The organism is Anaplasma ovis str. Haibei (genome assembly GCF_002214625.1).
GTDB lineage: Bacteria > Pseudomonadota > Alphaproteobacteria > Rickettsiales > Anaplasmataceae > Anaplasma > Anaplasma ovis.
The window spans coordinates 471,125-497,157 of record NZ_CP015994.1 but is presented as its reverse complement, the minus strand read 5'-3'; the positions used below and the strand labels follow the sequence as shown (position 1 = coordinate 497,157).

Annotated in this window: 18 protein-coding genes, 2 tRNA genes and 3 pseudogenes; 5 read left to right on the top strand and 18 right to left on the bottom strand. The window is 46.5% G+C overall.

Annotated elements, in window-relative coordinates; all coding sequences use genetic code 11:
* Window positions 1-507: pseudogene (locus tag AOV_RS02015) on the top strand (tRNA (adenosine(37)-N6)-threonylcarbamoyltransferase complex transferase subunit TsaD); the annotation flags it as partial.
* 61 nt (window positions 508-568) lie between these two features.
* Here the strand turns inward: AOV_RS02015 and ubiG are convergent.
* The 3 genes and pseudogenes from ubiG to AOV_RS05560 form a co-directional block, all read right to left on the bottom strand.
* A complete protein-coding gene (gene ubiG / locus AOV_RS02010; protein WP_075138925.1) occupies window positions 569-1,273 on the bottom strand; it encodes a bifunctional 2-polyprenyl-6-hydroxyphenol methylase/3-demethylubiquinol 3-O-methyltransferase UbiG in 705 nt (234 codons plus the stop codon).
* A gap of 82 nt (window positions 1,274-1,355) precedes the next feature.
* Window positions 1,356-1,811 (bottom strand): ribose 5-phosphate isomerase B, encoded by a 456-nt coding sequence (gene rpiB, locus AOV_RS02005; protein WP_075139473.1) that lies wholly within the window; start codon window positions 1,809-1,811, stop codon window positions 1,356-1,358.
* Between the two features lie 811 nt (window positions 1,812-2,622).
* A pseudogene (locus tag AOV_RS05560) lies at window positions 2,623-3,114 on the bottom strand (translation initiation factor IF-2); the annotation flags it as partial.
* Between the two features lie 321 nt (window positions 3,115-3,435).
* On the opposite strand from AOV_RS05560, the pseudogene AOV_RS01990 reads away from it, so the two are divergent.
* Window positions 3,436-3,858, top strand: a pseudogene (locus AOV_RS01990) (GTP-binding protein); the annotation flags it as partial.
* Here the strand turns inward: AOV_RS01990 and mdh are convergent.
* Both mdh and AOV_RS01980 read right to left on the bottom strand, forming a co-directional pair.
* Complete coding sequence (mdh, locus tag AOV_RS01985; protein WP_075138923.1) at window positions 3,848-4,804, bottom strand: malate dehydrogenase; 957 nt, start codon at window positions 4,802-4,804, stop codon at window positions 3,848-3,850. The pseudogene AOV_RS01990 and the gene mdh overlap by 11 nt on opposite strands.
* 51 nt (window positions 4,805-4,855) lie before the next feature.
* A complete protein-coding gene (locus AOV_RS01980; protein WP_075138922.1) occupies window positions 4,856-5,209 on the bottom strand; it encodes a dihydroneopterin aldolase in 354 nt (117 codons plus the stop codon).
* Between the two features lie 69 nt (window positions 5,210-5,278).
* Between AOV_RS01980 and AOV_RS01975 the strand changes: the two genes are divergently transcribed.
* On the top strand, window positions 5,279-5,914 hold the full coding sequence (locus AOV_RS01975; RefSeq protein ID WP_075138921.1) for an RDD family protein: 636 nt from the start codon (window positions 5,279-5,281) through the stop codon (window positions 5,912-5,914).
* On the opposite strand, the gene tsaD is transcribed toward AOV_RS01975, so the two are convergent.
* The 4 genes from tsaD to AOV_RS01955 all read right to left on the bottom strand — a co-directional run bounded on the left by tsaD (window position 5,870) and on the right by AOV_RS01955 (window position 8,724).
* Complete coding sequence (gene tsaD, locus AOV_RS01970) at window positions 5,870-6,889, bottom strand: tRNA (adenosine(37)-N6)-threonylcarbamoyltransferase complex transferase subunit TsaD (protein WP_075138920.1); 1,020 nt, start codon at window positions 6,887-6,889, stop codon at window positions 5,870-5,872. The two genes, AOV_RS01975 and tsaD, sit on opposite strands and share 45 nt — an antisense overlap.
* Window positions 6,890-6,898: 9 nt before the next feature.
* On the bottom strand, window positions 6,899-7,894 hold the full coding sequence (locus tag AOV_RS01965) for a TAXI family TRAP transporter solute-binding subunit (protein ID WP_075138919.1): 996 nt from the start codon (window positions 7,892-7,894) through the stop codon (window positions 6,899-6,901).
* A 7-nt stretch (window positions 7,895-7,901) separates the two neighbouring features.
* On the bottom strand, window positions 7,902-8,627 hold the full coding sequence (locus AOV_RS01960; protein WP_075138918.1) for a triosephosphate isomerase: 726 nt from the start codon (window positions 8,625-8,627) through the stop codon (window positions 7,902-7,904).
* A 23-nt stretch (window positions 8,628-8,650) separates the two neighbouring features.
* Window positions 8,651-8,724, bottom strand: a tRNA-Thr gene (locus AOV_RS01955).
* A 116-nt stretch (window positions 8,725-8,840) separates the two neighbouring features.
* Between AOV_RS01955 and rsmA the strand changes: the two genes are divergently transcribed.
* Window positions 8,841-9,659, top strand: coding sequence for a 16S rRNA (adenine(1518)-N(6)/adenine(1519)-N(6))-dimethyltransferase RsmA (gene rsmA, locus AOV_RS01950; protein ID WP_117374414.1), 819 nt, complete (start codon window positions 8,841-8,843; stop codon window positions 9,657-9,659).
* 131 nt (window positions 9,660-9,790) lie between these two features.
* Here the strand turns inward: rsmA and AOV_RS01945 are convergent, their stop codons facing one another.
* The 4 genes from AOV_RS01945 to AOV_RS01930 form a co-directional block, all read right to left on the bottom strand.
* Window positions 9,791-10,234 (bottom strand): DciA family protein, encoded by a 444-nt coding sequence (locus AOV_RS01945; protein WP_233497214.1) that lies wholly within the window; start codon window positions 10,232-10,234, stop codon window positions 9,791-9,793.
* A tRNA-Ser gene (locus AOV_RS01940) sits at window positions 10,203-10,291 on the bottom strand. The genes AOV_RS01945 and AOV_RS01940 overlap by 32 nt, the downstream gene beginning before the upstream one ends.
* Window positions 10,292-10,535: 244 nt before the next feature.
* On the bottom strand, window positions 10,536-11,807 hold the full coding sequence (gene bioA, locus AOV_RS01935; RefSeq protein WP_075139470.1) for an adenosylmethionine--8-amino-7-oxononanoate transaminase: 1,272 nt from the start codon (window positions 11,805-11,807) through the stop codon (window positions 10,536-10,538).
* A 196-nt stretch (window positions 11,808-12,003) separates the two neighbouring features.
* Window positions 12,004-12,864 carry a YihY/virulence factor BrkB family protein gene (locus tag AOV_RS01930; RefSeq protein ID WP_117374510.1) on the bottom strand — a complete coding sequence of 287 codons (861 nt, stop codon included), beginning with the start codon at window positions 12,862-12,864 and terminating at the stop codon, window positions 12,004-12,006.
* A gap of 211 nt (window positions 12,865-13,075) precedes the next feature.
* Here AOV_RS01930 and thiL point away from each other — a divergent pair, with 211 nt between their 5' ends.
* A complete protein-coding gene (gene thiL / locus AOV_RS01925; RefSeq protein ID WP_410518150.1) occupies window positions 13,076-14,086 on the top strand; it encodes a thiamine-phosphate kinase in 1,011 nt (336 codons plus the stop codon).
* Here the strand turns inward: thiL and AOV_RS01920 are convergent.
* The 5 genes from AOV_RS01920 to AOV_RS01900 form a co-directional block, all read right to left on the bottom strand.
* Window positions 14,074-16,377, bottom strand: a complete 2,304-nt coding sequence (locus AOV_RS01920; RefSeq protein WP_233497212.1) for a hypothetical protein — start codon at window positions 16,375-16,377, stop codon at window positions 14,074-14,076. The genes thiL and AOV_RS01920 overlap by 13 nt on opposite strands.
* 161 nt (window positions 16,378-16,538) lie before the next feature.
* Complete coding sequence (locus tag AOV_RS01915; RefSeq protein WP_147314694.1) at window positions 16,539-18,257, bottom strand: hypothetical protein; 1,719 nt, start codon at window positions 18,255-18,257, stop codon at window positions 16,539-16,541.
* Window positions 18,258-19,178: 921 nt separating this feature from the next.
* Complete coding sequence (locus AOV_RS01910) at window positions 19,179-21,029, bottom strand: hypothetical protein (protein WP_075138915.1); 1,851 nt, start codon at window positions 21,027-21,029, stop codon at window positions 19,179-19,181.
* Window positions 21,030-21,526: 497 nt separating this feature from the next.
* Window positions 21,527-23,395, bottom strand: coding sequence for a hypothetical protein (locus AOV_RS01905; RefSeq protein WP_075138914.1), 1,869 nt, complete (start codon window positions 23,393-23,395; stop codon window positions 21,527-21,529).
* Window positions 23,396-23,951: 556 nt separating this feature from the next.
* A complete protein-coding gene (locus AOV_RS01900; protein ID WP_075138913.1) occupies window positions 23,952-25,847 on the bottom strand; it encodes a hypothetical protein in 1,896 nt (631 codons plus the stop codon).
* Window positions 25,848-26,033 lie beyond the last annotated feature (186 nt).

The following is a 26,033-nucleotide window of genomic DNA, read 5'->3' as shown; positions in this document are numbered from 1 at the left end:
ATGGTTGCAATTTTGGGGATAGAAACCAGTTGTGACGAGACCGCGGTTGCAGTCTTAGATGGACGTAGTGTACTATCGCATGAAGTATTATCTCAGAAGGAGCACTCGTCTTTTGGTGGTGTAGTACCAGAAATTGCAGCAAGAGCCCATTCTGATTTTCTACATGTTCTGGTCTCCAAGGCTATGGGCAGTGCAGGTCTAGAGTTTAGTGACTTAAGTGCAATTGCAGTAACATCTGGTCCCGGATTAGTGGGTTCACTTATAGTTGGTGTGATGCTTGCCAAAGCAATTGCATATGTGACACGTAAACCCATTATTGCTGTGAATCACCTTGAGGCGCATGCACTGGTGGCACGTATGATCTATACCGACCTTGAATTTCCATTCTTGATACTAATAATATCCGGAGGACACTGCCAATTCTTAATTGCACATGATGTCGGTAGGTATACAAAACTTGGTGAATCAGTTGACGACTCACTGGGAGAGACCTTTGATAAGGTGGCTCTCCCCTACTACATAATACCGCCACCCACATGCGGAACAGGAAAATGTATCGGGTATGAGCTCAGAGCTTCTTTGAAGTGAGAAAATAGTTCACATCCACATTATCACTCGTTACACACCAATCGTTCTGTAACACCCTATACTTCATACCGCTAATATTCTGCACCATAACCCCTTTAGCCCGCAGTATGGAACACACCTCACTTGGTTTGACAAATTTGTTCCAGCTGTGCGTTCCCCTAGGCACCCACCGCAAAATATGCTCCGCAGCCACTATTGCCAACATCATAGACTTTAATGTTCTATTCAGCGTAGAAAGAAACAGCGTACCCCCCTTTTTGAGCAACCTACAGGCATTTTCCAGGCAAGATTCTAGATCCATAACATGTTCAACAACTTCCATCAGCGTGACTATATCGTAAACTTCCGGATGATTCGCACAGAATTGGTCTAGATGTGCGCAATGGTACCGAATATCCAGCCCCACCGCACGCGCGTGCGCAGCAGCAACCTCTATGCTTTCTTGACTGGGATCTACTCCGGTAACGGAAAAACCTAGCCGTGCCATAGATTCCGCAAATATGCCCCCGCCGCATCCTATATCTAATACAGAACTTTTGGAGAAGCTGCTATCCAACTGTGAAAGTACGTATTTTACCCTTGCAGGATTCACTTTATGCAAAACGGAAAAGCTATTCCCATCCCACCACTCAGAGGCCAAGCCGGAAAACTTGCGGACTTCCGCATTGTCAACACTACAGCACATGCGCTAAGACCGAAAACAGCCTGAGTTTCCATTGCGGCACAGAAACAGGCATATTAACTCATGGACAACGGTATTACAGCAGCTACCCACTGCAACTTCCAACCTCCCCCAATTTTTTCACTCTGGCCGCGTGCCTACCGCCCAGGAACCTGGTAGTGAGAAAGGTGTACAGCACAGACTTAGCCACATCAGGCTCTATGTATCTGGAGCCAAAGCACAAAACATTTGCGTCATTATGCTCCCTAGCTAGCCTAGCGAACACTGAATCATGGCACAGCGCGGCCCTGATCCACCTACTCCTGTTGGCTGCTATACTCATCCCTATTCCCGTGCCACAAATCAACACCCCAAAGCTTGTGTCAGACACGCAATCAACCACGCCCGGCACATAATCAGGATAATCCACGGCATCATCGCTAACATCACAGCCGCAGTCAGCAACCTTACACCCAAGACCCTCCAGGTACGTACCGAGAAGAAGTCGGAGCTGCACACCTGCATGATCTGAAGAAACAAAAACCCTATCCACCACTAACACAGCACGCACTCAGGCTGAGAACCAATACACATGAGGGCGACTCCCGGTTGGTAGTCTCACTCATATATCCAATAAAGTCAAAATAATTATGAGAATGTCTCTCCCTACCCCCTATTTTTCGCTATATTTTTCTTTACAACTAAACTTTTAAAGTGTATTACCGCCTGTGATGTTATACCTATAGTATATATAAATGCCTGAGATAAGCGAAGATCCCGGTGCGATAATAGAGTCCACGCTGAACCATTTGAGTGCTACCAGGGAGTATGCGGAGGCTTTTAGGGGCGACATAGTAAGTGCCTTTAAGTCTAGCGCGATTCCTGAGGTGCAGTTTCGGTATATGAAGGAGCGGGTCGAGAAGTTCTTGAACCAGATAGACCTGTACGAGAGCATATTCGTCAGCATCAGGGACGCTTATTCCGCGGCGGTAAAGTAGCAGAAGCCTCCTATTGTCTCCCACCTGTTCGCCCGGTGCGCGCTTCCTGTGCCCCGGCTGTTGCAAGCGGGTTGTCTCTCTCGCCGTGGTGGCTGGGTGCGTGCAGCGTTGGTTGCGAGCTTGGTTTTTGTGCTGCCTGGTGCTGTTGTCGCCATCACCAAAAACGATGCCACAATTTCTCTTTGTTTTCGGTTCTGTGACCTCTTCGTGCTCAATCTGCGCTACGGAGCGGGAAATAGCCTCGAGAGAGCCGGCTACATCAGCCTTGAGTATCATGTTGACTCCTTCCTCGGGCCTACTCATGGAGAACACCGGCCCCGCGAAAACGCCGCCATTCTTACTGGACTCACGCTCACGGGAGAAGTTAATCCCTGCCCTGTGCTCAAGCAAATCCCTGGCATGTTTCTCGGAAGGCATCACCAAAAAGATGTCACCCGCTTTAGGTACTTTATCAAGCCCTAAAACCCTAACGGGCATGGATGGAAATGCTTCCTCAACACTATTATCGCCGTCATCAAACATGTTGCGCACTTTCCCGTACGAACCATCCCCAGCTACTATTACGTTCCCCTTCCTTAGCGTACCCCTCTGTACTATTACAGTCGCAACTACGCCACAATTCCTCTCTATCTTCGACTCTATTACCACACCTTGCGCCCTACCCTCAACTGGGGCCCGTAACTCTAACATCTCGGCCAAAAGCAAGACACTTGATTTCAGCTTATCTAAATTCTCTCCAGTCTTCGCAGAGACCGGTACAATTATGACGTCTCCCCCAAGCTTCTCTGGTACCACACCGTGCTGCAGCAGATCATTAGTAATCTTATCAACATTGGCATCGCTCCTGTCTATCTTGTTGACTGCTACATTTGATGCACGTAACTATGTAGCTGACTGCACGTTTGTCACCAGCGATAGGTACGCATCAGTTCACGTGCATAGCTTGGCAGGAATGTAGTGGCAATGAGGAGAAAAGGGCTGGCCAGTGGCGTACGTAGTACCGGAGGTTATGAGGAGCCCCACCACAACCCAGAGGCCTCTTGAGTGTATAACAAGCTTACCATGTACGATGTAGGTATAGATAAAGCCAGCCCCGGTCAGATGTTGGAGTTCACAGCGATCCAGATCACTCACGTCACGGTGTGTGCCCTCCCGCGGCCATAACCCTTATTGTAACGCACCCACACCGCATTCAATCATCGACCCAAGGTTGTGAGTAAGATCCAGATGGAGAGGGAGTTATCTGACATTGGTGACAGTGGTCTTACACTAGAGCCGAGGCCGCCGGTTGTCACTGTAATGGGTCACGTGGATCATGGTAAGACCTCGCTACTCGACATTTTGCGCAAGTCTAACGTTGCAGAAAAGGAGTTCAGGGGTATTACGCAGCACATAGGTGCTTATCAGATAGATGTTGATGGTAAAAAGATAACCTTCCTTGATACACCTGGGCACGAGGCGTTTTCTGATATGCGTGCCCGGGGTACTAACGTCACCGACATAGTTATATTAGTGGTAGCTGCTGATGATGGAGTTACGCCCCAAACTGTGGAATCCATAAATCACGTTAAGGCTGCAGGTGTATCCATGGTGGTAGCAGTCAACAAGATATTGCAGCAACAGAACTGCGTATAAGCTCTACAGACTGGTCGAATACGGCCTGTTCCCCCGCGGTTAAGGGAAACTCTATTACCTCTTCCACCCCTTTTTCGCCTATAACCACTGGAACACCAACAAACAAATCGCGTACCCCATATTGGCCATCTAGATACGCAGAACACGGCATAATTGAGCGCTTATCGCGAATGTAAGACTCGAGCATATGCGCACACGAAGCCGCAGGCGCGCAGTATGCAGAGCCGGTTTTCATAAGTTTAACGATCTCCTCTCCACCTTTGCGAGTCCTCTCCACAATTGCAGTGATGTCATCCCGATTCAAGCGACCGCTTTCTATTAAGCTATCGATCGGTACCCCACCCACGGTGGAATACCTAAGCAACGGCAGCATAAGGTCTCCATGGCCACCCAAAACCATCGAAGAAACACTGCTTACCGAAACGTTCATGTGCCGGGCTAAGAAGAAGGAAAAGCGGGCAGAATCCAAGACCCCAGCCATGCCTACTACCCTGCTTGGCGGCAGACCGGAGTATTTGTACATGCACCATACCATAGCATCGAGCGGATTGGTGACGACGATCACTAAAGCCTCGGGAGAATACCTGGCGATATTCTCGGCAATATTCTTCACAATTGCAGCATTCGTGTTCAGCAAATCCTCGCGGCTCATCCCCTCTTTCCTGGGAACCCCAGCAGTAACTATCACAGCGTCAGAGTGTCCTATCGCGGCATAATCTGAGCCACCTGTAATAGCAACATCAGAACCCAGTAAGGCCAATGCTTGCCCTACATCAAGAACTTTACCCTCCGTCATACCGCCTGCAACATCAACAAGCACTAACTCCTTCACCACCTGTGATGTACCAAGCATATGTGCTAGCGCCCCTCCAATGTTACCAGCACCAATGAGCGACACTCTTGCAGACCGGGAATTACGCATAAGAAAAAGCAAACCTGAACCTACCACACCCTAACAAATTGCTAGGATTTGTCAAGTTCCAAGCAGATCTCCCGCTCTCCAAATAACCGCGACAGAGGTTCCTCTGTCTTGCATTGACGAAGTTGCTGGTTTAGATAACTCTACTATACATTCGCTAACAACTGGGTACTCCCGTACTATACAGCCAATAAGATCCTTGGCTGCATCCTCTAACAGCTCACGCCCATGTGCTTCAAATGCTCCTGCCACCAGCTTTTTCAAGCGTGAGTAGCATATTATATCGGACTTTGCGGAGTAAGAGAGGCTTACATCCACTAAAACTTTCTGCTTCAGTGCCTTCTCCCAGTCATACACCCCTATTCGCGTATAAACCGATAATCCAGCTATGCTCAACCGAAAGACCACAAAAATTCCCGATGAAAAAAGTATTCACGGTTCTATAATAGACTAACCGACTTGTCCAGGGAGTTTGCAATGCAGCGTTTACAGAAAGTGTTTTCTTGGGTTTCAGATAAGCTCCTTTTCCCTTTTGGGCGGACCAAAGCACCCAAAGACGGGGAGCTATGCTACGTTTCGGGTGCAAGAAGGTGCATAAGCACCATGATAGACCTTGCCATTATAGTGTTTATGCTGCAGTTGGTACACGCAGTTTTCTTTCTCACCTTTCCAAAAAGTGAGACCACCTTCAAAGCGATTGAAAAGCACAGGATGGGCGCTTCCCTGACTAAGGATGAGAGGATTCTGAGAAACAAACAGATATATAAGGCGGTTGCGCTACAAGTCGTACAATTGGTTATCGTGTTTGTCTATCACGTGTATATGTGGATAAATTTTAAAGGTACTGTGGGCAAGTTATTAGTAGGACTTAGAGTAATAGATGAGAACACATTAGAAGCTATGAGCCTGGGCCAAGCAACAAAAAGGTTCTTCAGCACTGCACTATCTGGCATACCATTAGGGCTTGGAATTGTGTGGTCAAACTTTGATTCGCGTAAGAGGGCATGGCACGATATGATCGCGAAGACCGTAGTTGTGACCAACAAAAGCCTTAAACGCTGCAAGGAGTTACAAGCAACCCAGGGGCCATCGAGCTCTGGGAATGAGCCCTAGAGACGAGAAATTGCCACTGCGCAGGTTTTCGAGCCCGGCCCATCCCACCATGATGCCGTTATCCGTGCACAACTCTTGGGGGGGAAACACTGCATCAAATCCCAGTGTGTTGGCACACTTATGTATGCTGCCGCGCAGAAAATTGTTGGCAGCCACGCCCCCACTTACAACTATTTTACTGATGCTACTATCTGAAGCCTTTGCTGCTGCCATCGCGTTTGCAATTCTGCTAACCAAGATTTCACTAACGCATTGCTGAAATGACGCACAAACATCATATACAGCCTGATTATCTAACCTTCCCTCCCTAGCAATGGCATAGCGCACCGCAGTTTTGAGGCCAGAAAACGAAAAATTGCACCCGGGTTTACTTTTTAGGGCTCTAGGAAACGGAAATCTGTGCGCATCTCCCTTCAGTGCACAATTTTCTACCTCAGGCCCCCCTGGATATCCCAGGCCAAGCATTCTGGCCACCTTATCAAAGGTCTCTCCCAGTGAGTCGTCAACTGATTCACCAAGTTTTGTATACCTACCGACATCATGTGCAATTAAGAATTGGCAGTGTCCTCCGGATATTATTAGTATCAAGAATGGAAATTCAAGGTCGGTATAGATCATACGTGCCACCAGTGCATGCGCCTCAAGGTGATTCACAGCAATAATGGGTTTACGTGTCACATATGCAATTGCTTTGGCAAGCATCACACCAACTATAAGTGAACCCACTAATCCGGGACCAGATGTTACTGCAATTGCACTTAAGTCACTAAACTCTAGACCTGCACTGCCCATAGCCTTGGAGACCAGAACATGTAGAAAATCAGAATGGGCTCTTGCTGCAATTTCTGGTACTACACCACCAAAAGACGAGTGCTCCTTCTGAGATAATACTTCATGCGATAGTACACTACGTCCATCTAAGACTGCAACCGCGGTCTCGTCACAACTGGTTTCTATCCCCAAAATTGCAACCATTCTACGGAGCTATTTCAACATGCCAGTTTCTCTGTAAAAGCGTTCTGCACCATCATGCAGCGGAACTGCACTTCCACTAGTCACCAGATCCCTGAGTGTGAGCTTCCGCAGAGCACCACTAAGCTCATGAAACCTGCTAATATTAGATGCAATGGATTTTACTATCGCATACGCCATCTCGTCTGATAGCGCAGTTGTAGCGTATACGGACGCCCGCACCGATATTGTCTTAATATCTTGAGGATTGTTGTTATACGTATTTCCGGGTATCAAACCTGCGGTATAGTACGGGTATTTCTCCACAAGCTCTGCTACTAAAGCATCACCCAGAGAAAGTGCAACAGCGTCACAAGTAGCCGAGGCCTCCTGCATTCCAGCATTAGGGTGCCCTACAAAATCTGTTATCACATCTATTTTCCCGTCACACAACGCTTGAACCTGCTCTGAAGATTTGAGGTCAGAAGCCACAAGAAAGTCCTTTACAGTCCAACCTTTGGTTTTTAACAGACTGAGAATAGCCGTCCTGACCCCAGTACCGGGAGCACCCACATTTATCCTCTTGCCTTTTATGTCATCGATGGACTTAATACCGGAGTCCTTTCTGACAACTATGGTTAGATACTCTTTATGCATAGAGGCAAGCAGCCTCAAATTATCCATAGGAGGGATTCCTGAATATATGTCATCACCCGTATACGCGTGGTATCCTATGTCGGATTGAGCCACACCAATATCCATGGTACCCCTACGCATGGAATTTAAATTATAAACACTGCCGGCAGTCGTGGAAGTAGAACAAATTAGCTGTCCTGGCCTACCTCCCTCACCGTAACTAAGTACAACAAACTTGCACAGTCCACCACCTATGGAATAATACACATTGGTCATGGACCCTGACCCAATAAGCACAAAGCTTTTTTGGGACTCAGAAAGCGCCGGCCTACCAAATAACAAAAATGAGCAACTACAAATCGTGATGAATCCGGCAACTATTGCTCGGAGCATAAAAAACCTATAATTCCAACACACTGCTTATCATTCCGCAAAACTCATTGACTTTCGTCCCTGCACTTCCAACCAGCACCCCAGATAAGCCATCAATCCGTGACTTTAGAGCGCATATGTTATCCTGATTTACGGACCCGCCGTAAAGTATGGTGCGCACAGAACTATGAGACCTGATTGTATCAAGAGACTCTTTTATTATCTCTAAATCAGGAATAGTTGAACCTCCTATGGCCCAAACCGGTTCATACGCAACTATAAATTCCCCACATTTCGGGCAACATTTATTGCATTGCTCTATTAGTATATCACTGGATATACCACCATTTCTCTCCTGAAGTGTTTCACCAACGCATATTATAGGTGTAATCCCCTCTTCCATGGCGGATTCAGCCTTCAATCTGATATCCGCATTTTCTTCAGCGAATGCACTGCGCCTGTCAGAGTGCCCAAGAATGACGTAGTCACAACCACACTCTCTTAACATTGCAGCGCTTATCTCACCAGTGCAGCCCTTATTTATCCCAGAGAAGCAGTTCTGTGCCCCAAGCTTTACCGACGGACACCTAGAGTTAAACGCCGACATCAAAGTGAACGGAGGGCATATCACCAACTCAATGGGGCTATTGTTAAGAAGCTTCGGCGCGAAGTTGGTGTCAATCGCAGTAAGAAAATCCCTCACTAAAGCGACATCCCCATTCATCTTCCAATTGGCCACAACAAAAAAGGACATAGGCTCCACAAGAGGTATAAGAGAGCCGGCTGCCGGACTCGAACCGACAACCCCCTGATTACAAGTCAGGTGCTCTACCAATTAAAGCTAAGCCGGCCAGCGACGCGAGAAACCAAGCCGCAAAAGCTAGTGACAGAATGATATACATGTTAGGATAAAAGTCAAAAGGTTAATTTTCAGCTATGCTATTGACAATTCCTAGATAGTTGCACAGTGCACACCATGAGACATAAAGCGTACAAATCGCTTGGACAGAACTTCATTTTAGATCCCTTGATAGCGGAAGAGATAGTCTCCTACGCTGGAAGAATAGAGGGATATCACGTAATAGAGGTTGGTCCCGGGTTTGGAACCATGACCGAAGTAATTCTAAGGGGTAAAGTTGCAAGTCTACTGGCAGTTGAGAAAGATCGCAGACTATCACCTATACATCAGAGTTTGATGAAGAAACACCCAAACTATAGGTACATAGAGCATGACGTTTTAGAGATAAATTTGGAGGCGATGGTCTCAACGCCAAGCAAAATGATCGCTAACTTGCCGTATAACATATCAGTAATCTTACTACTCAAAATGTTAAGTTATATACACAATTTTGAGAAACTAACCCTAATGTTCCAAAAAGAAGTGGCAGAAAGATTAGTGGCCAAACCGGGCACCAAAAGCTACTCTACGCTTTCTGTTCTGGTACAACTGTTGTGCGACGTAGAAAAAGTGAAAGACCTGCAACCTTGCGTCTTTTCTCCCCCTCCAAAGGTTTGTTCATCAATAGTCAACATCACACCCTTGGGCGCTCTAAGATTCCCAGTGGATTATCAATACATGCTCAAGATGCTAAAAAAAGCATTCGGCTGCAAGAGAAAGACCATGCGGAATGCTTTGGGGCTCTCTCGCCAAGAATTTGATGCATTGCTCGCAGCGTGCGAAATACCGCCATCTACCAGGGCCGAGAATCTTTCCGTGGAGCAACTCTGCATGGTGTCAAACTTCCTGCAGTCACGGCAATATCAATTCTCTACGGGTCAACCTTAGCCGCAAGCTTTTGCAGTGAGTTAAATCTCGGACTGAAAGCGTAACACACCACAGCAAGACGCGCAATTTCAGGTTCTCAGAACACCGACAACACCGGAATGCTATAACCGCCAACCAACAAACAGTGTCTTTTATTGCTGAATTTTAACCGATGATATAGCCTTAAACCCGAAATACACGGAAATTTTCTCAATGATGCCGGGTATTGCGTATTGAATAAACATCGCGTGCCCACCGTTAGCAACGCGTAGATGCAGTGTCCCAGAGTTATCTTTAGAAAAAACCACTCTATCAGGCCGCGCAAGCTCTGCAATCCGCACCCCAACTATATCTCTCCAGTTGAGCATGATTCGAATTTCCGTCCTGCTCAGCCGCCATGCCTCGCACTTTTGCAGCACAAAACTCTCGACTACAGATCTTATATTCCTACACCCACGCCTTTTCGCAAGAAGGTACATACCCCCAACTGTAACCCATAAGTAGACACCAACCTGCCCCCTACTGCTCAGCAGCAGAGGACTAAAATCAAGCAGCACCCCTGAGCGGAGAGAGAGGGATTCGAACCCTCGATACAATGTTACTTGTATAACGGTTTAGCAAACCGCCGCCTTCAGCCTCTCGGCCACCTCTCCAACCGGGAATCGGAGGATTATTCTCCATTTCCCACAAAATATCAACAGTAATTATCCGTAAGCACCCGCGTTCATACAGTGCCTGTAAAAAGCGGCATCTAAGCCACCAGGGGCATAGTGCACGCATACAGCCACCCCTAACCCTAGCAATTTGTGTTGTGTACGCATGCAACGCACCAACGTACGCGCACCAAAATGCAGAGCCTATAGCCGCACCTCGTGGCATGACAAGCAACTCGCGGTGCTAGATCACAGCCTCTAGGCGATCTTTGCAAGAGTGTACAAGAGCACATACTGAGGTGAGCAGATGCTCGAGCTCTACATCAGAGATTATGAGAGGGGGCATAAGGTACACAGTATTCCCGATCGGCCTTATCCAGATTTCAAAATCCAAGAGCTTGCGCAAGAAGCTCTCCCGAAGATAATCGAAGTGATCCGTTGCTATCTCCATGGCGGCAACGGCCCCCTTCACTCTGGTGTTGTAAACGTATTTTAGGCCTTTAAGCGGTTCTAACCCACGTTTCAGACGCTCTTCAATGGCTTGCACTCTACCTATCAACGTCCCATCCTCAAATAAATCAAGCGAAGCGTTCGCGGCGGCGCATGCCAGGGGATTTGCCGCAAAGGTGTTACCATGCATTAGCTTTCCACTGCGCAACTCAAACGGCTCACAAACTTTTGAAGATACCAACGTTGCTGACAACGGGCACATTCCGCCAGTTATAGCTTTACCTAGGACCATGATGTCGGGAGAAATGTTGGCCTGCTCGCACGCAAACATGGTACCAATTCTACCAAAGCCGGTTGCCACTTCATCAACAATAAGAAGAATATCGGCTTCTCTGGCCAACTTAAGTAGCAATGCAAGTATATCTGGAGAGTAAATGTGCATCCCCCCAGCAGCCTGGAGAATTGGCTCTATTATGATCGCAGCGGTTCTATGCACAATCCGTTCTACTGCACTCCTCAGCAGCGCAAAACTTTGCTCATCCGTTGGTAATTCAAATAGGTGTTGTGCCGGGTAGTAATTGCAAAACCGCGTACCATGTATGGCCGTCGGATCAGAAACCGACATACACCCCATGCTGTCGCCATGATATGCGTTTTTGAATGCGATAAAATTCGTTTTCTGCGGCCTACCAACAGCGTGCCAGTACTGCACTGCAATTTTCATTGCAACTTCCACAGCCATAGATCCGGAGTCGGAAAAGAAGACCTTGTGCAATCCTTGTGGCGCCAAAGATATAAGCCTTGAAGCCAGTTCGCATGCCCCTTCGTGAATCATCCCGGAACAGAGCATTACATGGGAAAGCCTCTCCACCTGCTCACGCATTTTTGTCACTATATACGGATGGGAGTATCCATGGCAGACACTCCACCAGCTGGATATGCCGTCTAAAAGCCTTCTGCCATCTTCTAACTGAAGGTAACATCCACTACCAGACACAACCTTCATGGCATTGGCTGGCGACCTAGCACTATTGTACGGCAACCAAAGATTTTCAGAATCGAACATGCAACTTGCCACGCAGCTGAAGATCTTCCCTACTCCAAACAATTCTACAACTGAACACCAGTGCAGGCTGGTATTCTAATAACATATACAACATCTGGAAAGGCCTTTTGGAAAACTTTTAATCAAAACTCAAGCTTCCCCACTCCAAAACCTTAACCACTTTCCGCTCTACAAGGCATACGGGCCCGCCAATATATCAGAACTGTTTAGACAGCCTATAACTCAACTCCGCTCCGTATATAAAAAATATGCTAAGGATGTAGAAAAAGAGCATGGACGCAACAATACCTGAAAGGTTACCGTACATTGTGTGCAGTACCCGAAAATTTGACAAGTACCAGGAGAAGGTAAACGAAGATACAGTCCATAATACTGTCACCACAACCGCACCAGGCAGCACAACCCCCATACGTTGCCTCGTATTTGGCACCATAAAATACAGAAGTGCAACGGAAAGGCACAATATTACTTCGCTCAAGGTGTATTTTACATAGCCCAAGTAGCCCCATTTCTGATCAAGTACATCGAGGATTATGGGTACCAGGACTATGAACAATACACTGAACATCATCACTAAAACTATTGCCAAAAACTGCAAGATACTCAGCATCCTACCGAGAATATATGGAGGTGGCGCTGAAACTCTAAACGCCTTATTTAGTACTGTACGCATACCTTCTATGGCTGAAGATGCAGTCCAAACAATACCCACTATGGCCACAGTCAACAAGCTCTGCGGAGGTCCGGATAATATCTCGTTGATTCTAGGTAAAAGCGCAGCAATAGTCTCATGCGGTAGTTCGCTGAGCAACGAGGTAACAAGCCCGTGAAGAAAGTCTTCGTGCTTGTCCAGCACGTTTAGTGCTGTGGAAGTCATAGCGGTAAAAAATACCAAAAAGGGAAAGGTGGCTAGGAGGAAAATGAATGACAAATACCCGGAGTATACGAGCCCGTCATGCCTGCGGAAATCCGCAACTGCAAGACCCGCACACCTTAAAAATGCACCTGCCCTTTCAAGAATTGTTGCACAGAACCCATACACACACAAAGACACCACAGTCGACAAAACAGAACCTAATACATTATTTAGCGTATTTTCCAAGAAAACAACCTTGTTTCTTGACTAAGAAATAAAAGCTATAACAATTTTAACCAGCGTAGACGGCAAACAGCGAGATTTTGCATAATGAGGTAAAGCGCTGGGAAGTGCGCTACTAACACGAAGCATGCGGGAGGTAGAGGTGGAAAAACTTAAAGTTCCAAACGATATGCAACACTCATCCACCAGCGTGCACACCTACCCAATCACTACCGAGACGTCAAATATGGATGAATTTGCATGTATAGAGAGGTACATACGCCCCCTTATGCGCAGCGGATTTGGCACTGAGAATGACGATGCGGGAAAAATTTCTTCCCCCAACGGGTCTTTTATCGTTACACAAGATATTCTGGTAGAAGGAATTCACTTTCTCCCCAACAGCAATCCGGCGTTACTGGCAAAAAAGGCGCTGAGAGTGAATCTCTCCGATCTCGCAGCGATGGGGGCTCAACCTCACGGGTACGTACTTGGTATGTCATTACCGCAGGGAGTGACCGAAGATTGGTGGAAGGAATTCAGCAATGGTCTGAGGGAAGATAACACACACTACAATGTTAACTTGATGGGCGGGGACACGACATCTAACAACACGGGTACCATTACCATAAGCATCACAGCCATGGGGGTTCCCGGTATACAAAGTATGACAAGGTCACAAGCAAAAATTGGAGATTTACTGTATGTAAGCGGTAATATAGGAGACGCTACTTTGGGACTAATGGTGTATCAGGGCCTTATCGAGGGAGAGTACCTCACTTTAAAGTATAGGTATGATCTGCCAGAACCCAGGATTACACTTGGGAGTAAAATATGCAGCATAGCTTCGGCCTGCATAGACATCTCAGACGGGTTAGTTCAGGATATAGGGCACATATGTAGGCTATCAAATGTGGGCGCGAGAGTTCACCTAGACCAGATCCCAATTTCCGATGAAGCACGAGACGTACTTAGGCATAATCCAGAACTTATAGAGCGCATTTGTAGCGGAGGAGATGATTACGAGCTTGCTTTCACCTCTGCAGCAGAAAACCATACACAAATAATGCTCATAGCAGCAGATCTTGGAGTAAAAGTTACCAAGGTGGGCACAATAGTCGCACAACCCGGCGTTAGAGTATATGACAGCAAGGGTAGTATTATACGCTTAACCCACCACGGATATCGTCATAGGTTCTGAAGTGCCAGCCTGCATGGAGTTTGAACACCGGTTTCTGTTGTCACATTAACGAAAGAAGTCTCCTCAACTGCAGGAAATCGCACACCAACTAGCTCTCTATCCAAAGATGGGTAGCGTACGTACACAATGTCTGATATTAGCGATGCAAAAAATCCGTATTGTTCTCGCCCGGCATTTTCTAGTATCCTCAACATCGCTCCGGAGCCTATTTCTGGCCCAATGATCTCGCGTAATGCATCAAGTGAACATCTTTGTCCATCAGGAAGTAAATCTGCGATTTCACAGGCAACTGCAAAGGCTATTATTGCTCTCAGGCCTTCTCGATTTAGCCTTGCAAGTGGGGTCTGCAGTGTTTTCATGGGTCCAGTCACGCCGATATCTTCGGTATCAGTACATAATGCCTGGGTGGCCCCCGGGACAGAAGCACAAAATTCGGCTGTCTTACCCATGATATCAATTGCCGCTAAAAAGCGTGCATCCACTTCTGAATTTGGAGTAATCCCCCTACCCCACTGTGCGGACGTGGCTAATGCCTCTGCCACACCACTCGCGCCTATTACTTCAAACCCAGGAATGACAGCTAACCACCTGACAATTGATGTATCAAGGTCTTGCATGTGCGTAAGTCCACACGAGCTTATAAGCAAAACTGCACTAACACTTTCAAATAATGCCAGCATCCATCTGCATAGGTATGATAGAGACTCTTCTATGCGTCCATGGCTAATTATCGCATCAAGTGTTATCTGAGCTTTTCTCCCCTTGATGATGTGAATTGCATTGTGTACTGCGTTCATAGCTTTCGCTACCATCACTACCCTAAAATCTCTGTCAGTAAGAAACTTTGAGATTATCAATAGTGTACGGTGAGTGTCATCTAAATTTTTGAAGAATTGCTCGTATGTGCACGTTATTGCATAAAGCGCAGATATGAATTCGCGAGAAGTACCCATTCCATCGCCACCTAAAGCTTCCGCATTGCATTCTGAAGTAGAGTTTAGACAGGAATCTATAAATGCCTTTTCTAGCCTTGTAATAGACCCGAAACTTAAAAGCCGTTCAAATACCCTTCTATAAGTAATAATATCGTGCGTGAACTGCTGAATCTCGGCATGGTTACCAGCCATATACAATAAGTCTTGCCCAGCGCGCCTCAAAGCCTCTTCCCTACTCCTGCATATCGCTCCATCTCTAGAGCTTCCAGGCGAGCAACATAGCGACAGGCGCGAGTAAAATTCCATGTAGTGTCTTAGGGATTCTGAGCTTCCTACACAATCAGTGTAAATGCCGGATTCAAACATAAGCGACAGCAAACTTTCCGTTGTAACCTTTACCTTCAACAAATGCATCGGTGTGGCCTCTGCCGCTCCGTCACGTTTAAAATACATTCTGCATTTTGCAATGCTCATGTCTTTGGGAAACATAGGGCGTAAAATAATTTGGACATACCCGGGTACTATTGGGTCTACACACCCGATAGTCCACGAGCGAACTCTAAAAACTTCACGCCCTATAGCGCATAAGATTTCCCCTCGTCTGCATGAGTAAAACGCAACACGGGATGCGCTCACTCCAGGCACAACCGAGGGCGAGAGATGATCTTCAGACTTTCCTAAGTAGCGTGCGGTCAAAATTACGTGACCAGCAGGCTGAATATCAGAAACCATCCGTACTCCACATAGATTATTCCGCACCGCAGATAAGCGGTCAGCAGAGCTTTCGACTACACGTCCTGCAGTTGTAGTAGATAAAGGCGTATCGGGAACCCACTGCGCTCCGAAATCATGCAGATTATTTTGCACTTCAGATAAGTAGTCAGTTGGGCTTTCAATCGCACGCCCTGCAGTTGCAGTAGATAAGGGCACACTGACGGGAGGAGTCGTTGAGAGCTGAGCATCAGGCACCCTTGTAACGTTAGTTCTTTGCCGTAAAAATGAATGTACTAATCTAAAGCCAATAAAGCATAGTAAAGCCCCCAACATGATGCCACATACAGCCGTAAGGGCCATACTCCGGACTGACAGATGACCTTTTGTTATCAGATCATAAGTTACCAGTATTACGGAAATTAGCTGTATAGTGGCCAATATTATAACCAATGCATAGCGCACTATGGCAATTCTTGGGCACGCTGCGTTATTGTCAGCATAACGGCTTCTATAGGCAGGCCTCACCCTATAAGTTCCGAAACGAGAGCGATTAGACCCGCTAAAACCAGCATCCCCTATCTTGGACGCTGATACATTATCAGCCACAGTGCGTGATGTATTGTTGCAATAATCCCCTATCATAACTTATTTACGTATAACTCAAATATAAAGCTCTGTCACAAGGAGGATGATACTCAGAGTTTACCATCTCCTATGCAGTGCACCCATCGCTGTGCAGCTCGCGCCATCAGCAATATACAGATCTGCGATCCACGCTAAGACCTTGACTCAGGTTTGAGGGCCTAATAGGCCTCGCGCACTAGCCCAGTAGCCGTTGATTCCACCACTGCGGCGATTACAGGACTTTGCAGCAAAGTTCCTGATGCCGATCTGGCACGCTCACAACGTATACCTCCCGGATATATGCACGTCTCAGCATCACAAAATATCTCGCACTTTTGCCTGTTAGCAAGCTTCAACACGGCACCGCTAGCAATTTCGGGGTCGTGCTGCGCTTCTTCTAGCACATATTCTGCTATCATGTCACCCGCCACTATGTCGGTCGATACGGCATCCAACAGCAGTGTGGTATCTGTGCGTAGCCTTTGTATATTACAGATTGTCAGCGTAGCAATTATGTCAGCACTGCGACTGCTGCGTAACACATTACGTGCTAGACCACGTATGAAAGCATGTTCGGTATCAGTAGTATTACCCCGCATATCGGTAAGTAGTGCAGACATAGCGCTGTTGACGAGTGATTCGAAGCGCTGAATTTCTGCTTCACCGCTCATACCCTCAAATGCAAGTTCCGCATCAACATTGGGCAGTACACTCAACTCCCTATTTGCTCGGCGGGCCCTATATAACACTAAATTGCTCAAGGATCCTTGCTCGTACGCACCATTAGTTGCAATCTTTACCATTGCATATACGGCTTCGCATAAACCGGGAATCTGCCTACATAAATATGGCATATTTGCCATAATTCTATCCTTAAAAGTAACACCTGTATTTAGGCTGTGTCCCACACTAGCGAGCGCTAACGCCGTTACAGCGCTTTGAAATCTATCTGAACGTATAAACTCCGATATTAGCCAAAGCCTACCCCGTTCTGTCATAGGCCTAAACATTGCCTCCTCACTTTGCGACAAACCAAGCAGCAATGATATGTACCCATCACATGCCGAGCGTGCAGTCCGATCGCACTGGAATTGCGAGTCACATACAGTATTCTGAGCAAAACCCACTATACGTGATAAGAACTCCGCATCCGGATCGGACAAAATACCTCTTTTGTGCGCAGTAATATACGTTAACTGTTCCGCATTTTTATATATATCCCACAACAGCGCGGGAATTATTCTCTCGTACTTAGAGATGCTAGCCACAATCAACGCAACATAGCGCCTCAAAAACAGGGACTTGGAGTCATATGGCACAACGCGTGGAGAGAGAAGTGCTACACGAATCGGGTTCATGTCCTTAGTATCGCGTGTCTCCACGTCAGGAACAAACAGCCTTAATCTACGCATGCCCCTACTTGGCGCACTACCTTCAAAAATTACTTCATCAGCATGTGATCCACCCACTATAAAATCTGTCTTCAGGACAATCACGCGACTATATTCCCTGTGTAAAACCGAAAGTGCTCTATGTAGGAACAAGGCGGCGTATCCGGACAGCTTCAGGTGTTGCACGGGGTAAAGAGTATCGTTATGGCCGTAAAAAAGTCTCTCGGAGTGAGAAGACTCGAAACACGCCAGCGCGTCCCCTGGAAAAAAATGCTCTCCCGCCCCTTCATCATAGGTCGCATGCTGGAGTATACCTCGCAGATCTGTACCCTCATACGTACTACATGCACCGCTGGATATATCACGTAATTTGATACCATTGGGGCTATCCTTGTCAATTTTAAACGCTACCAACTTACGACGAGGAATGCAAAAATTCTCTTTAACCCTGGCAGCAGTACTCTGGATTGTAGGAGTGAGAAGTGAATATATGAAACTATTGGCCATATAGTGGATGGCAAAAATTACTAATGAGACCAACGTTACTACACCTACAATGCAGTATAGTATGCATAAAGGCACCAAAACAAATGCGTACGCAACAGCTCTAATTGTTTTTCATGCATATACTCCAATTCTTTCATTTATCGGCTCATCCGACCTGCCATCTCATAAGAAGCGTCGTTTGTACGCACTTTCAAATAAGATTATTTTAGTAAACTTTTGCTACTGCCGGGCGAGTTTAATAATTGGCCTGTGATAAGGTGAATACCGGACTATTCCGGCTAAACGCTAGTGGTGTGCATTATGCACAGAAAACACCGAACTAACACTAAGCACAGTATTCACGACAAGTTGGTTATATTATAGCACGATAGAACCTGAATTTTAGGAATTTTCCAAAATTTTTACTTTATAACCTAACAGTTGTATATACATCAGCCATAAGTGTGCTTACAATGTCCTATCCACGGCTGATTTAGGTAATGTGTGCGTACAGCAGATACAGGCAATCACTGCCAGCGTACTACGACTGTGCCAGCTGCGCAGGCAATATCTAATCGGAGTATCTGGGCATTTTGAGTATAACTGCATACCGTGACAAAGCCTGGGAATTTATCGTCCACGATCCCTAACTTTGTAAATGCTAATATGAATTATGAACAATGTTTAATCTTCTCAGCGCAGCTTCACATGTTTGCAGTACACGCACTTGCTTAGCAACTTCAAATTCTTACTAGAATATCCTACTAAATTGCACATGGTTTTAGCCGCAGGCCGATTATCGCGTGTTTCGGCAAATGCTCCCACTCAGCATCAACGGCAGCAAAACACTTCCCACACTCGCAGAAGCTGGGTTGTGTATAACTTTGAACTCTGGGAATTACTAGCCTTCTCAGCGGCCCGATTATGCACTAAGCTATATCCCTAAATACTGGCGCACAATGCGCCCACTGCCCCAATCGGCGGTGTAGTCGCCACAGGTTCTGGTCTAATTGCGGCAGCAACTTCGGGATTATCAAGTGATGTATCTGACGCAGGAGCGGGGTGTTCAGGCATAGGAAGTTTACACACCTTTATCTCAACATCGGAGGATATCTCGCACTCTTGCCTATTAGCAAGTTCTAAGCTGGCACCGCGGTGTTTAAATGCGCGGTTCCGCAGCGCTGAGTCGATTTGCACATAATTTGTAATCAGTTCATCTGATGTCTCACACGTACATAGGTCGTGCACCGACTGCCCGTTAGAATCCCATAAAGATGATACTCTGTGAGCTACCAAACATGCAATTACATCGGAACAGCGCTCACTCTGCAGCACGCGGCGCCCAATAGTATGCATGTTGCGAACATTGTCCCCATGTGAGAGGCTAGATGCCCGCAAGATATCTTCTTTGAGTGCGTTGAATCTCCCAATTATTCCTCCGTCTACACCCCCGAATTCAGGCCCCTCGCCTACTTCTGGCATTACTCTATCCATGAAGCGCATTGTGCCCCTAATGTTGCGGAGAACCAGATTGTTCAAAAGCCCCTCTTCGTACGTGCTGTATACTGCAGCCTTTACCAGCACATAAACAATTTCACATAAACCGGGAATTTGCTTGCATAGGTATGGCATACCTTCCCAAATATCATCTCTGGCAACTATGCCTCTGCTTATACTATCCTTCACACTAACCATAGCAGCCGAGATTACGGCATTTTGAAATTGCTGTAAGCATATAAATTCCGATACCAACCAAAGTTTCCCTCTTTCCGTAAGAGGCTTGAATATTGCCTCATCACTTTGCGATAGCCCTAGTAATAGCAATACATCACTTTCATGCTTAGCACGTGCGGCTGCACTACACTTTATAACCTCATTCCTAGCGGATTGGATGAACTTAACACCATCACGTAGAAACCCTGCATCCTGCAAGGACAAAGCACCCCTCGCGTATGTAAGAATATGCATGAATTGTTGCATATTTGCGCGTATGTCCCACGCCACCGCGGCTGGAAACTCTCCACCAGACCCACCCACACGGGCCCTAGCAAGTGCAATGTATCGCCTCAAGAACACAGACTCGTAACTATTCGACACTACGTAAGGGGATAGGAGCGCTAAACGAGTTGGAGTCATACCTCTGGTTTTGTTTAGCACTACTGAGGGAGCAATAAGCTTCATCTTGGTAATGCCATTTTGCGGTATAGCATATCCAAAAGCTATATCGTTAGTACGCAGCCCAGTTACTGCGAAACGTGTTTTCAAAACAATCACGTTATTACCTTCCCTGTTACAAGGTAAAAGCACTCTATAAAAGAGAGAAGCAGACGGTAGCACAATTGGATGATATCGCACCGAATAAAGGGTGTCTCCGTGGCCGAAAAAGTACTGACCAGAACTGGATACCAGGCACGTGGGGGTGTTTTCTGGGAAGGTGCGCATCTTTGTCTCCCGATTATAAATCGTGTACTGGAGTACATCTCGCAGATCGACACCCTTGTACTCACTGCACTGCTCATTAGCTATATCACTTAATTTGATGCCGTCAGGAAGGTCTTGATCGATTTCAAACACAACTTCCTTGGGATAAGGAAGACCGGTTAACATCTTAACCACAGTTATGCCCTGCTTAGCTATCGGTGTGACAAACGACGTAAACAAATAGCAAGCCAGTTTGGATAGGAAATAGATAGGCATCACGATTGCGGACATAATACCTACGATACAGCACAGCACGAGTAAAAACATAGAGGCTAGTATTAGTAGAAAGACGGCACTAATTGTGTTTTTCATGCGTGTGACTCCAAATTTTGTTTATATGTCGCCGGGCCCATCAACCTATTATTTCACAGTCAAAAAGCTACGACGGACCGTTCCTTATGCCTTGTGCCATGTAAGCTTCTTTACCAAGTAGGCGTGCTCACACTAACTCACAATGCAATGAACAGCACACCATGGGAGGTAGCTGTGCCATAGTAATAAAATACCTGAATTTAGGATTTTTCTAAAGCTTTTACTTTTATAACATATAATTTGCAGATATATCAACGCGTGTGGGTGTATTTATTTTGGATTTAGCGGCCGCTTTAAATTTACAGTATCTGGAGCAAGCAATGTTCAGTACGCTGTGGTAATCATCTTTATAAACTCAATATACCTAGAAAGGGGCCGCAATCAGGCAACCGCAGCCCGCACATCAACTGAAAGCTACTGGCGGATTTATAATTCCCATGCTTGCCGAAACTGCGCATGACCACAGCTTCGAATACATACCACTCTAACACTAGGTGTTACATACTTACTGCCCCAGTTGCCAGCCTAGTGGTTCTAGACTCTGCTCTAACTGCAGCAACTTCAGAGCTATCAAGCGATGTATCTGACGCGGGAGGATATACAAACCCTGGAAATTCGTACACCTTTGTGCTAGTGTCAGAAGATATCTCCAACTCTTGCTTATCAGCAAGTTCCAATTCGATCCAACGTTCAGGTGCGCAGCTCCGTGGTGCCGAGTTGGCTTTTATGTGATCTATTATAAACTCGTCCGATGCCGCGGGAATGCATAAATCGTTCACTGATTTTCCACTGAAACCCAACAAAGACGACACCCTATAAGCTACCAAACATGCAATTACATTAGAACAGCGCCCATCCCGTAATACTTGCCATGCGGTGCCACACATGCTGCTCGTATCGCCGGAGTGTGGTAAGAGACGGCATGCACGCAAAATTTGCTCTACGAACGTGTCAAAATCCCTTCTCGCCCTGTCATTCATACCCTCAAACGCACTATCCTCATCCATACTGGGCAGTTGCACACCGTATCTATAGAGCATATTCGCCATACTATAAAGTGCTATATTGCTTAGATTACCTTCCTCGCACACACTGTTACCATATTTCGCAGCCCTGACTATAGCGTAGACAGCCTCACACAAACCAGGAATCTGCTTGCACAGGTATGGCATGCCTTTCAAAATATCTTCTCTAGAAACTACACCTCCGTCTACGCTACTTGCCATACTAGCCATAGCAGCTGAGATCACGGCATCCTGAAATGACTGTAAGTGTATAAACTCTGACATTAGCCACACTTTACTTGCTTCTGTAAGAGGCTTGAACATCTCATCTTCGCTCTGCGACAAACCCAATAAGAGCAACACATGCCTTGAGTGCCGTTCAAGTTCAGCCACACTACATTTAGAAAACCTATTCGCAGCAGCCCGAAGCGTATCCATACTTACGCGCATAAATGTCGCATCCACCTGAGACAAGGCGCCCCTCTCATACGCACAAATATGCGTAAATTGTTGCATATTCGCGCGTATATCTTTTTGAAATCCATGAGCAACTCTTCTCCCATCTTCGCCCCCATAAACTCTGGCAAGTGCAATGTAGCGCCTCAGGAACACAGACTTCGAGTCATCTCGCACTACATAGGGAGACAGGAGTGCCACGCGGATTGGAGTCATATCCCCAGTTTTACTTAACACCACCGAGGGAGCAATGAGTCTCACTCTTGAAATATTGGATCCCCTATTATCCTTGTATTGAAGACGCACATCGTTGGTGCGCGGCCCAGTTACTGCAAAATTTGTTTTCAAAACGATCTCCCGAATGGCATCCCCATCATCTGCAGGATTATCCCCATCTTGCGGCCAAGTGTAATCAGCAAGCTTGAATTTCTTCCAGTACAGAGATAGGCGCGCCGGTCGCTTTATTGGGGGTTGTACTGGGTAAATAATGTTTCCACAACCCAAAAAGTGCCGACCAGAGGAAACAAAGCACATGGGGGTGTTGTTTGGAAAGGCACGTGCCCCTGTCCCATTATTACAGATCGCGTATTGTAATACACCCTGCAGATTGACTCCGTTGTATTCACTGCACTGACCATCGGCTATATCACTTAATTTGATGCCGTTAGGGCTATCTGGCTCAATCCTGAACACAACCTCCTTGTTGTGTGCAAAGCCGATATTATCTTTCGCCCAAGCTATAGCATTTTTGGTCAGCGTTACACACCACCCAAAGCTGTATAAAATCAGCGAACACAGAAGGTGGATATGTACCGTAGCTGCAGACATAGCGCCTATAACAAGGCACAGGGCAAGCAAAAGTGCAACGGTTAATACCGACAAAATAACTTTAGCTACCTTTTTCATGCGTGTCACTCCAATTTCATTTATCGTCCGTCGAGCTGATTGGCTATTTCAGTGCATCGGTAACAAGTTGTAACATAGACCGCTTCTGTGCCCTATTATCAACGTAAGCTTTGCCACCAAGTGGGTGTGTTCACAGTCAACTTGGGTAGCGTGCTATGTATGCAAAAACCTCACACCAGCACCTGGTCTGATACCAACAACAAGCGAGTTGCATCATACCACAAAAATACCTGATTTAGGAATTTTCTGAAGCTTCTACCTTTATAACACGAAATTCGTGGATACATAGACGTATGTAAATATATTTATAATTTTAGATTTGGAAATCGTCTTAGGTAGCTGTGGCACCTATTAGTGCACTATGTGCGATTCGCTGCGTTGATTGTCTTTCTCATTCTAAAATTACGTTCAGCAGAATCTTACAAGCAGCGCGATCAAGCAAACACGGCCACAAATTAACTGAGAGCCACCGGGTGGGTTTATTTTCCGTTCTCACATCACGTAGAAGCCGCACACAACCGCGGCTTCCTAATACCTGCAACTCTAACATTAGGCGTCATGCATTTGCCGCCCTAGTTGCTGGTCGCCCGGCGGCTCCGGATTCTGCTCCAACTGCAGTAACTTTAGAGCTATCAAGCGACGTCTCTGATGCAGGTGTAGGGTATTTAAGCTCCGGAAATGTGTGTACATCTGCTTGACGAACTCGTAAAGACATCTCGCACTCCTGTCTATCAGCAAACGCTAACTTCGCACCAAGTGTGGCGAATGCGTGCCCAAGGAACGCCAAGTCGGTTTTTACATACTCCACAATCAGGTTGTCTGACATATCGTGTGAATGTAGATGGAACACTCCACCCGCGCGCATACCATTTGACCGTATGTTATGCGCCACCAGATATGCGATTATTTCGGAGCAGTGCTTGTTCCGCAATACACTGCGCCCAATTTTATATATTTCGTCTACATTACTGACATCATACGAAGAATGAGACGCGCGAAAGGCATTGTCTTTCAGTGCATCAAAACGCTCTACTGCTCTTTCGCTCATGCCCTCAAACGCATTGCTCTCATCTACGCTAGGCAGGTCAAGAGCATCGCTGCTATCTTGTTGGGTACGTAATACATTTGCAATGTTATAAAGCGCCAAGTTGCTCAACTCACCCTCATCGCACGCGCTGTTATTATATTTCGCGGCCCTAACTATAGTGTAGACAGCCTCACACAGACCGGGAATTTGCTTACACAGGTATGGCATACCCTTTAAAATGGCTTCCTTGGAAGTTATACCCCTATCAATGCTGCTTGTCATACTAGCCATAGCGGCTGAGATCACAGCATTTTGAAACTGCTTTGAGTGTATAAACTCTGATACCACCCAAAGTTTGCTTTGTGCCGAAAAAGGCCTGAACATAGTTTCTTCGCTCTGTGACAAACCCAATAAGAGCAACACTCTCCGTAAATGTTGCACGCGTTCGTCCACATTATATTTAGGGGATACGGCTTTATACTCTCTACCTACTAGCCGCACGCTGTTGATTAGGAATTCCGCATTCATACGAGATATGGTACCCTTGTTGTATGTAAGAACATGTACAAATTGTTGCATGTTCATGTGTATATCCAATTTTAGCCCCAAAGGCAGTTCGCCATCATCACCCATACAAGCCCTAGCCAGCGCTACATAGCGCCTAAAGAACACAGACTCTGAGTTGTCTGACACCACGCAGGGAGATAAAAGCGCCAAATGTATCGGGGTCATACCAGGGGTTTTTCTGACCGCTATTGAAGGAACGATGAGCCTCACCCTTGCAAGATCGGATCTCTCGTTCTCCGTAAATTGCAAGCGAACATCATTGGTTCGCGGCCCGGTTACGACAAGACCTGTTTTCAAAACAATCTCCCGAACGGCACCCTTATCATTTGCGGGAGCATCCCTATCTTGCATACATGTATAATACAAGGGCGATGTTTTTTTACGTGGCGGGAACAGGTGCGCTGGCCGCTCAATTGGAGGTTGCACTGGGTAAACAGTGCGTTCATGGCATAAAAAGCGCTGACCAGAACTGGACACCAAAAGCACAGGGGTAGCATAACATGAGGAAGAGTCATGCTCGTCCGTAATGCTGCGCGCATACTGCAAAACACCCCGCAGATCAACACCATTGTATTCAACACTTTTACCGTTGGCTATGTCACTTAACTTGATACCGTCAGGGCTATCTGGCTCAATCCTAAACACAACCTCCTTGCTGTGCGCAACGCCGATACTATCTTTCGTCCAAGCCACGACAGCGTCGGCCAATTCTGCGCATAACTCAGCACAATAGAAAACTAGTACACACAGAAAATAAATAGGTGCTACAGCGATAGTCGCAGCACTCGCAATAATGCTCAAGATAATTAAAAATGCCGCTGTTAATATCGACAGAATAGCTTTAACTATGTTTTTCATGCGTGTACTCCGATTGTATCAAATGGCGGACTGTTGGCCTATTACCTAGCCGTAAAGCACATACAACACACACGGTGTTATCCAAGCAAACTTTTAAATACGCGCTCCGCTGGCTTGCAACAGAGCGAGTACCGCATTGTTTGACGTGGCCTGAGAGTTGTGTTGTGTATGAAAACCTCACACCGG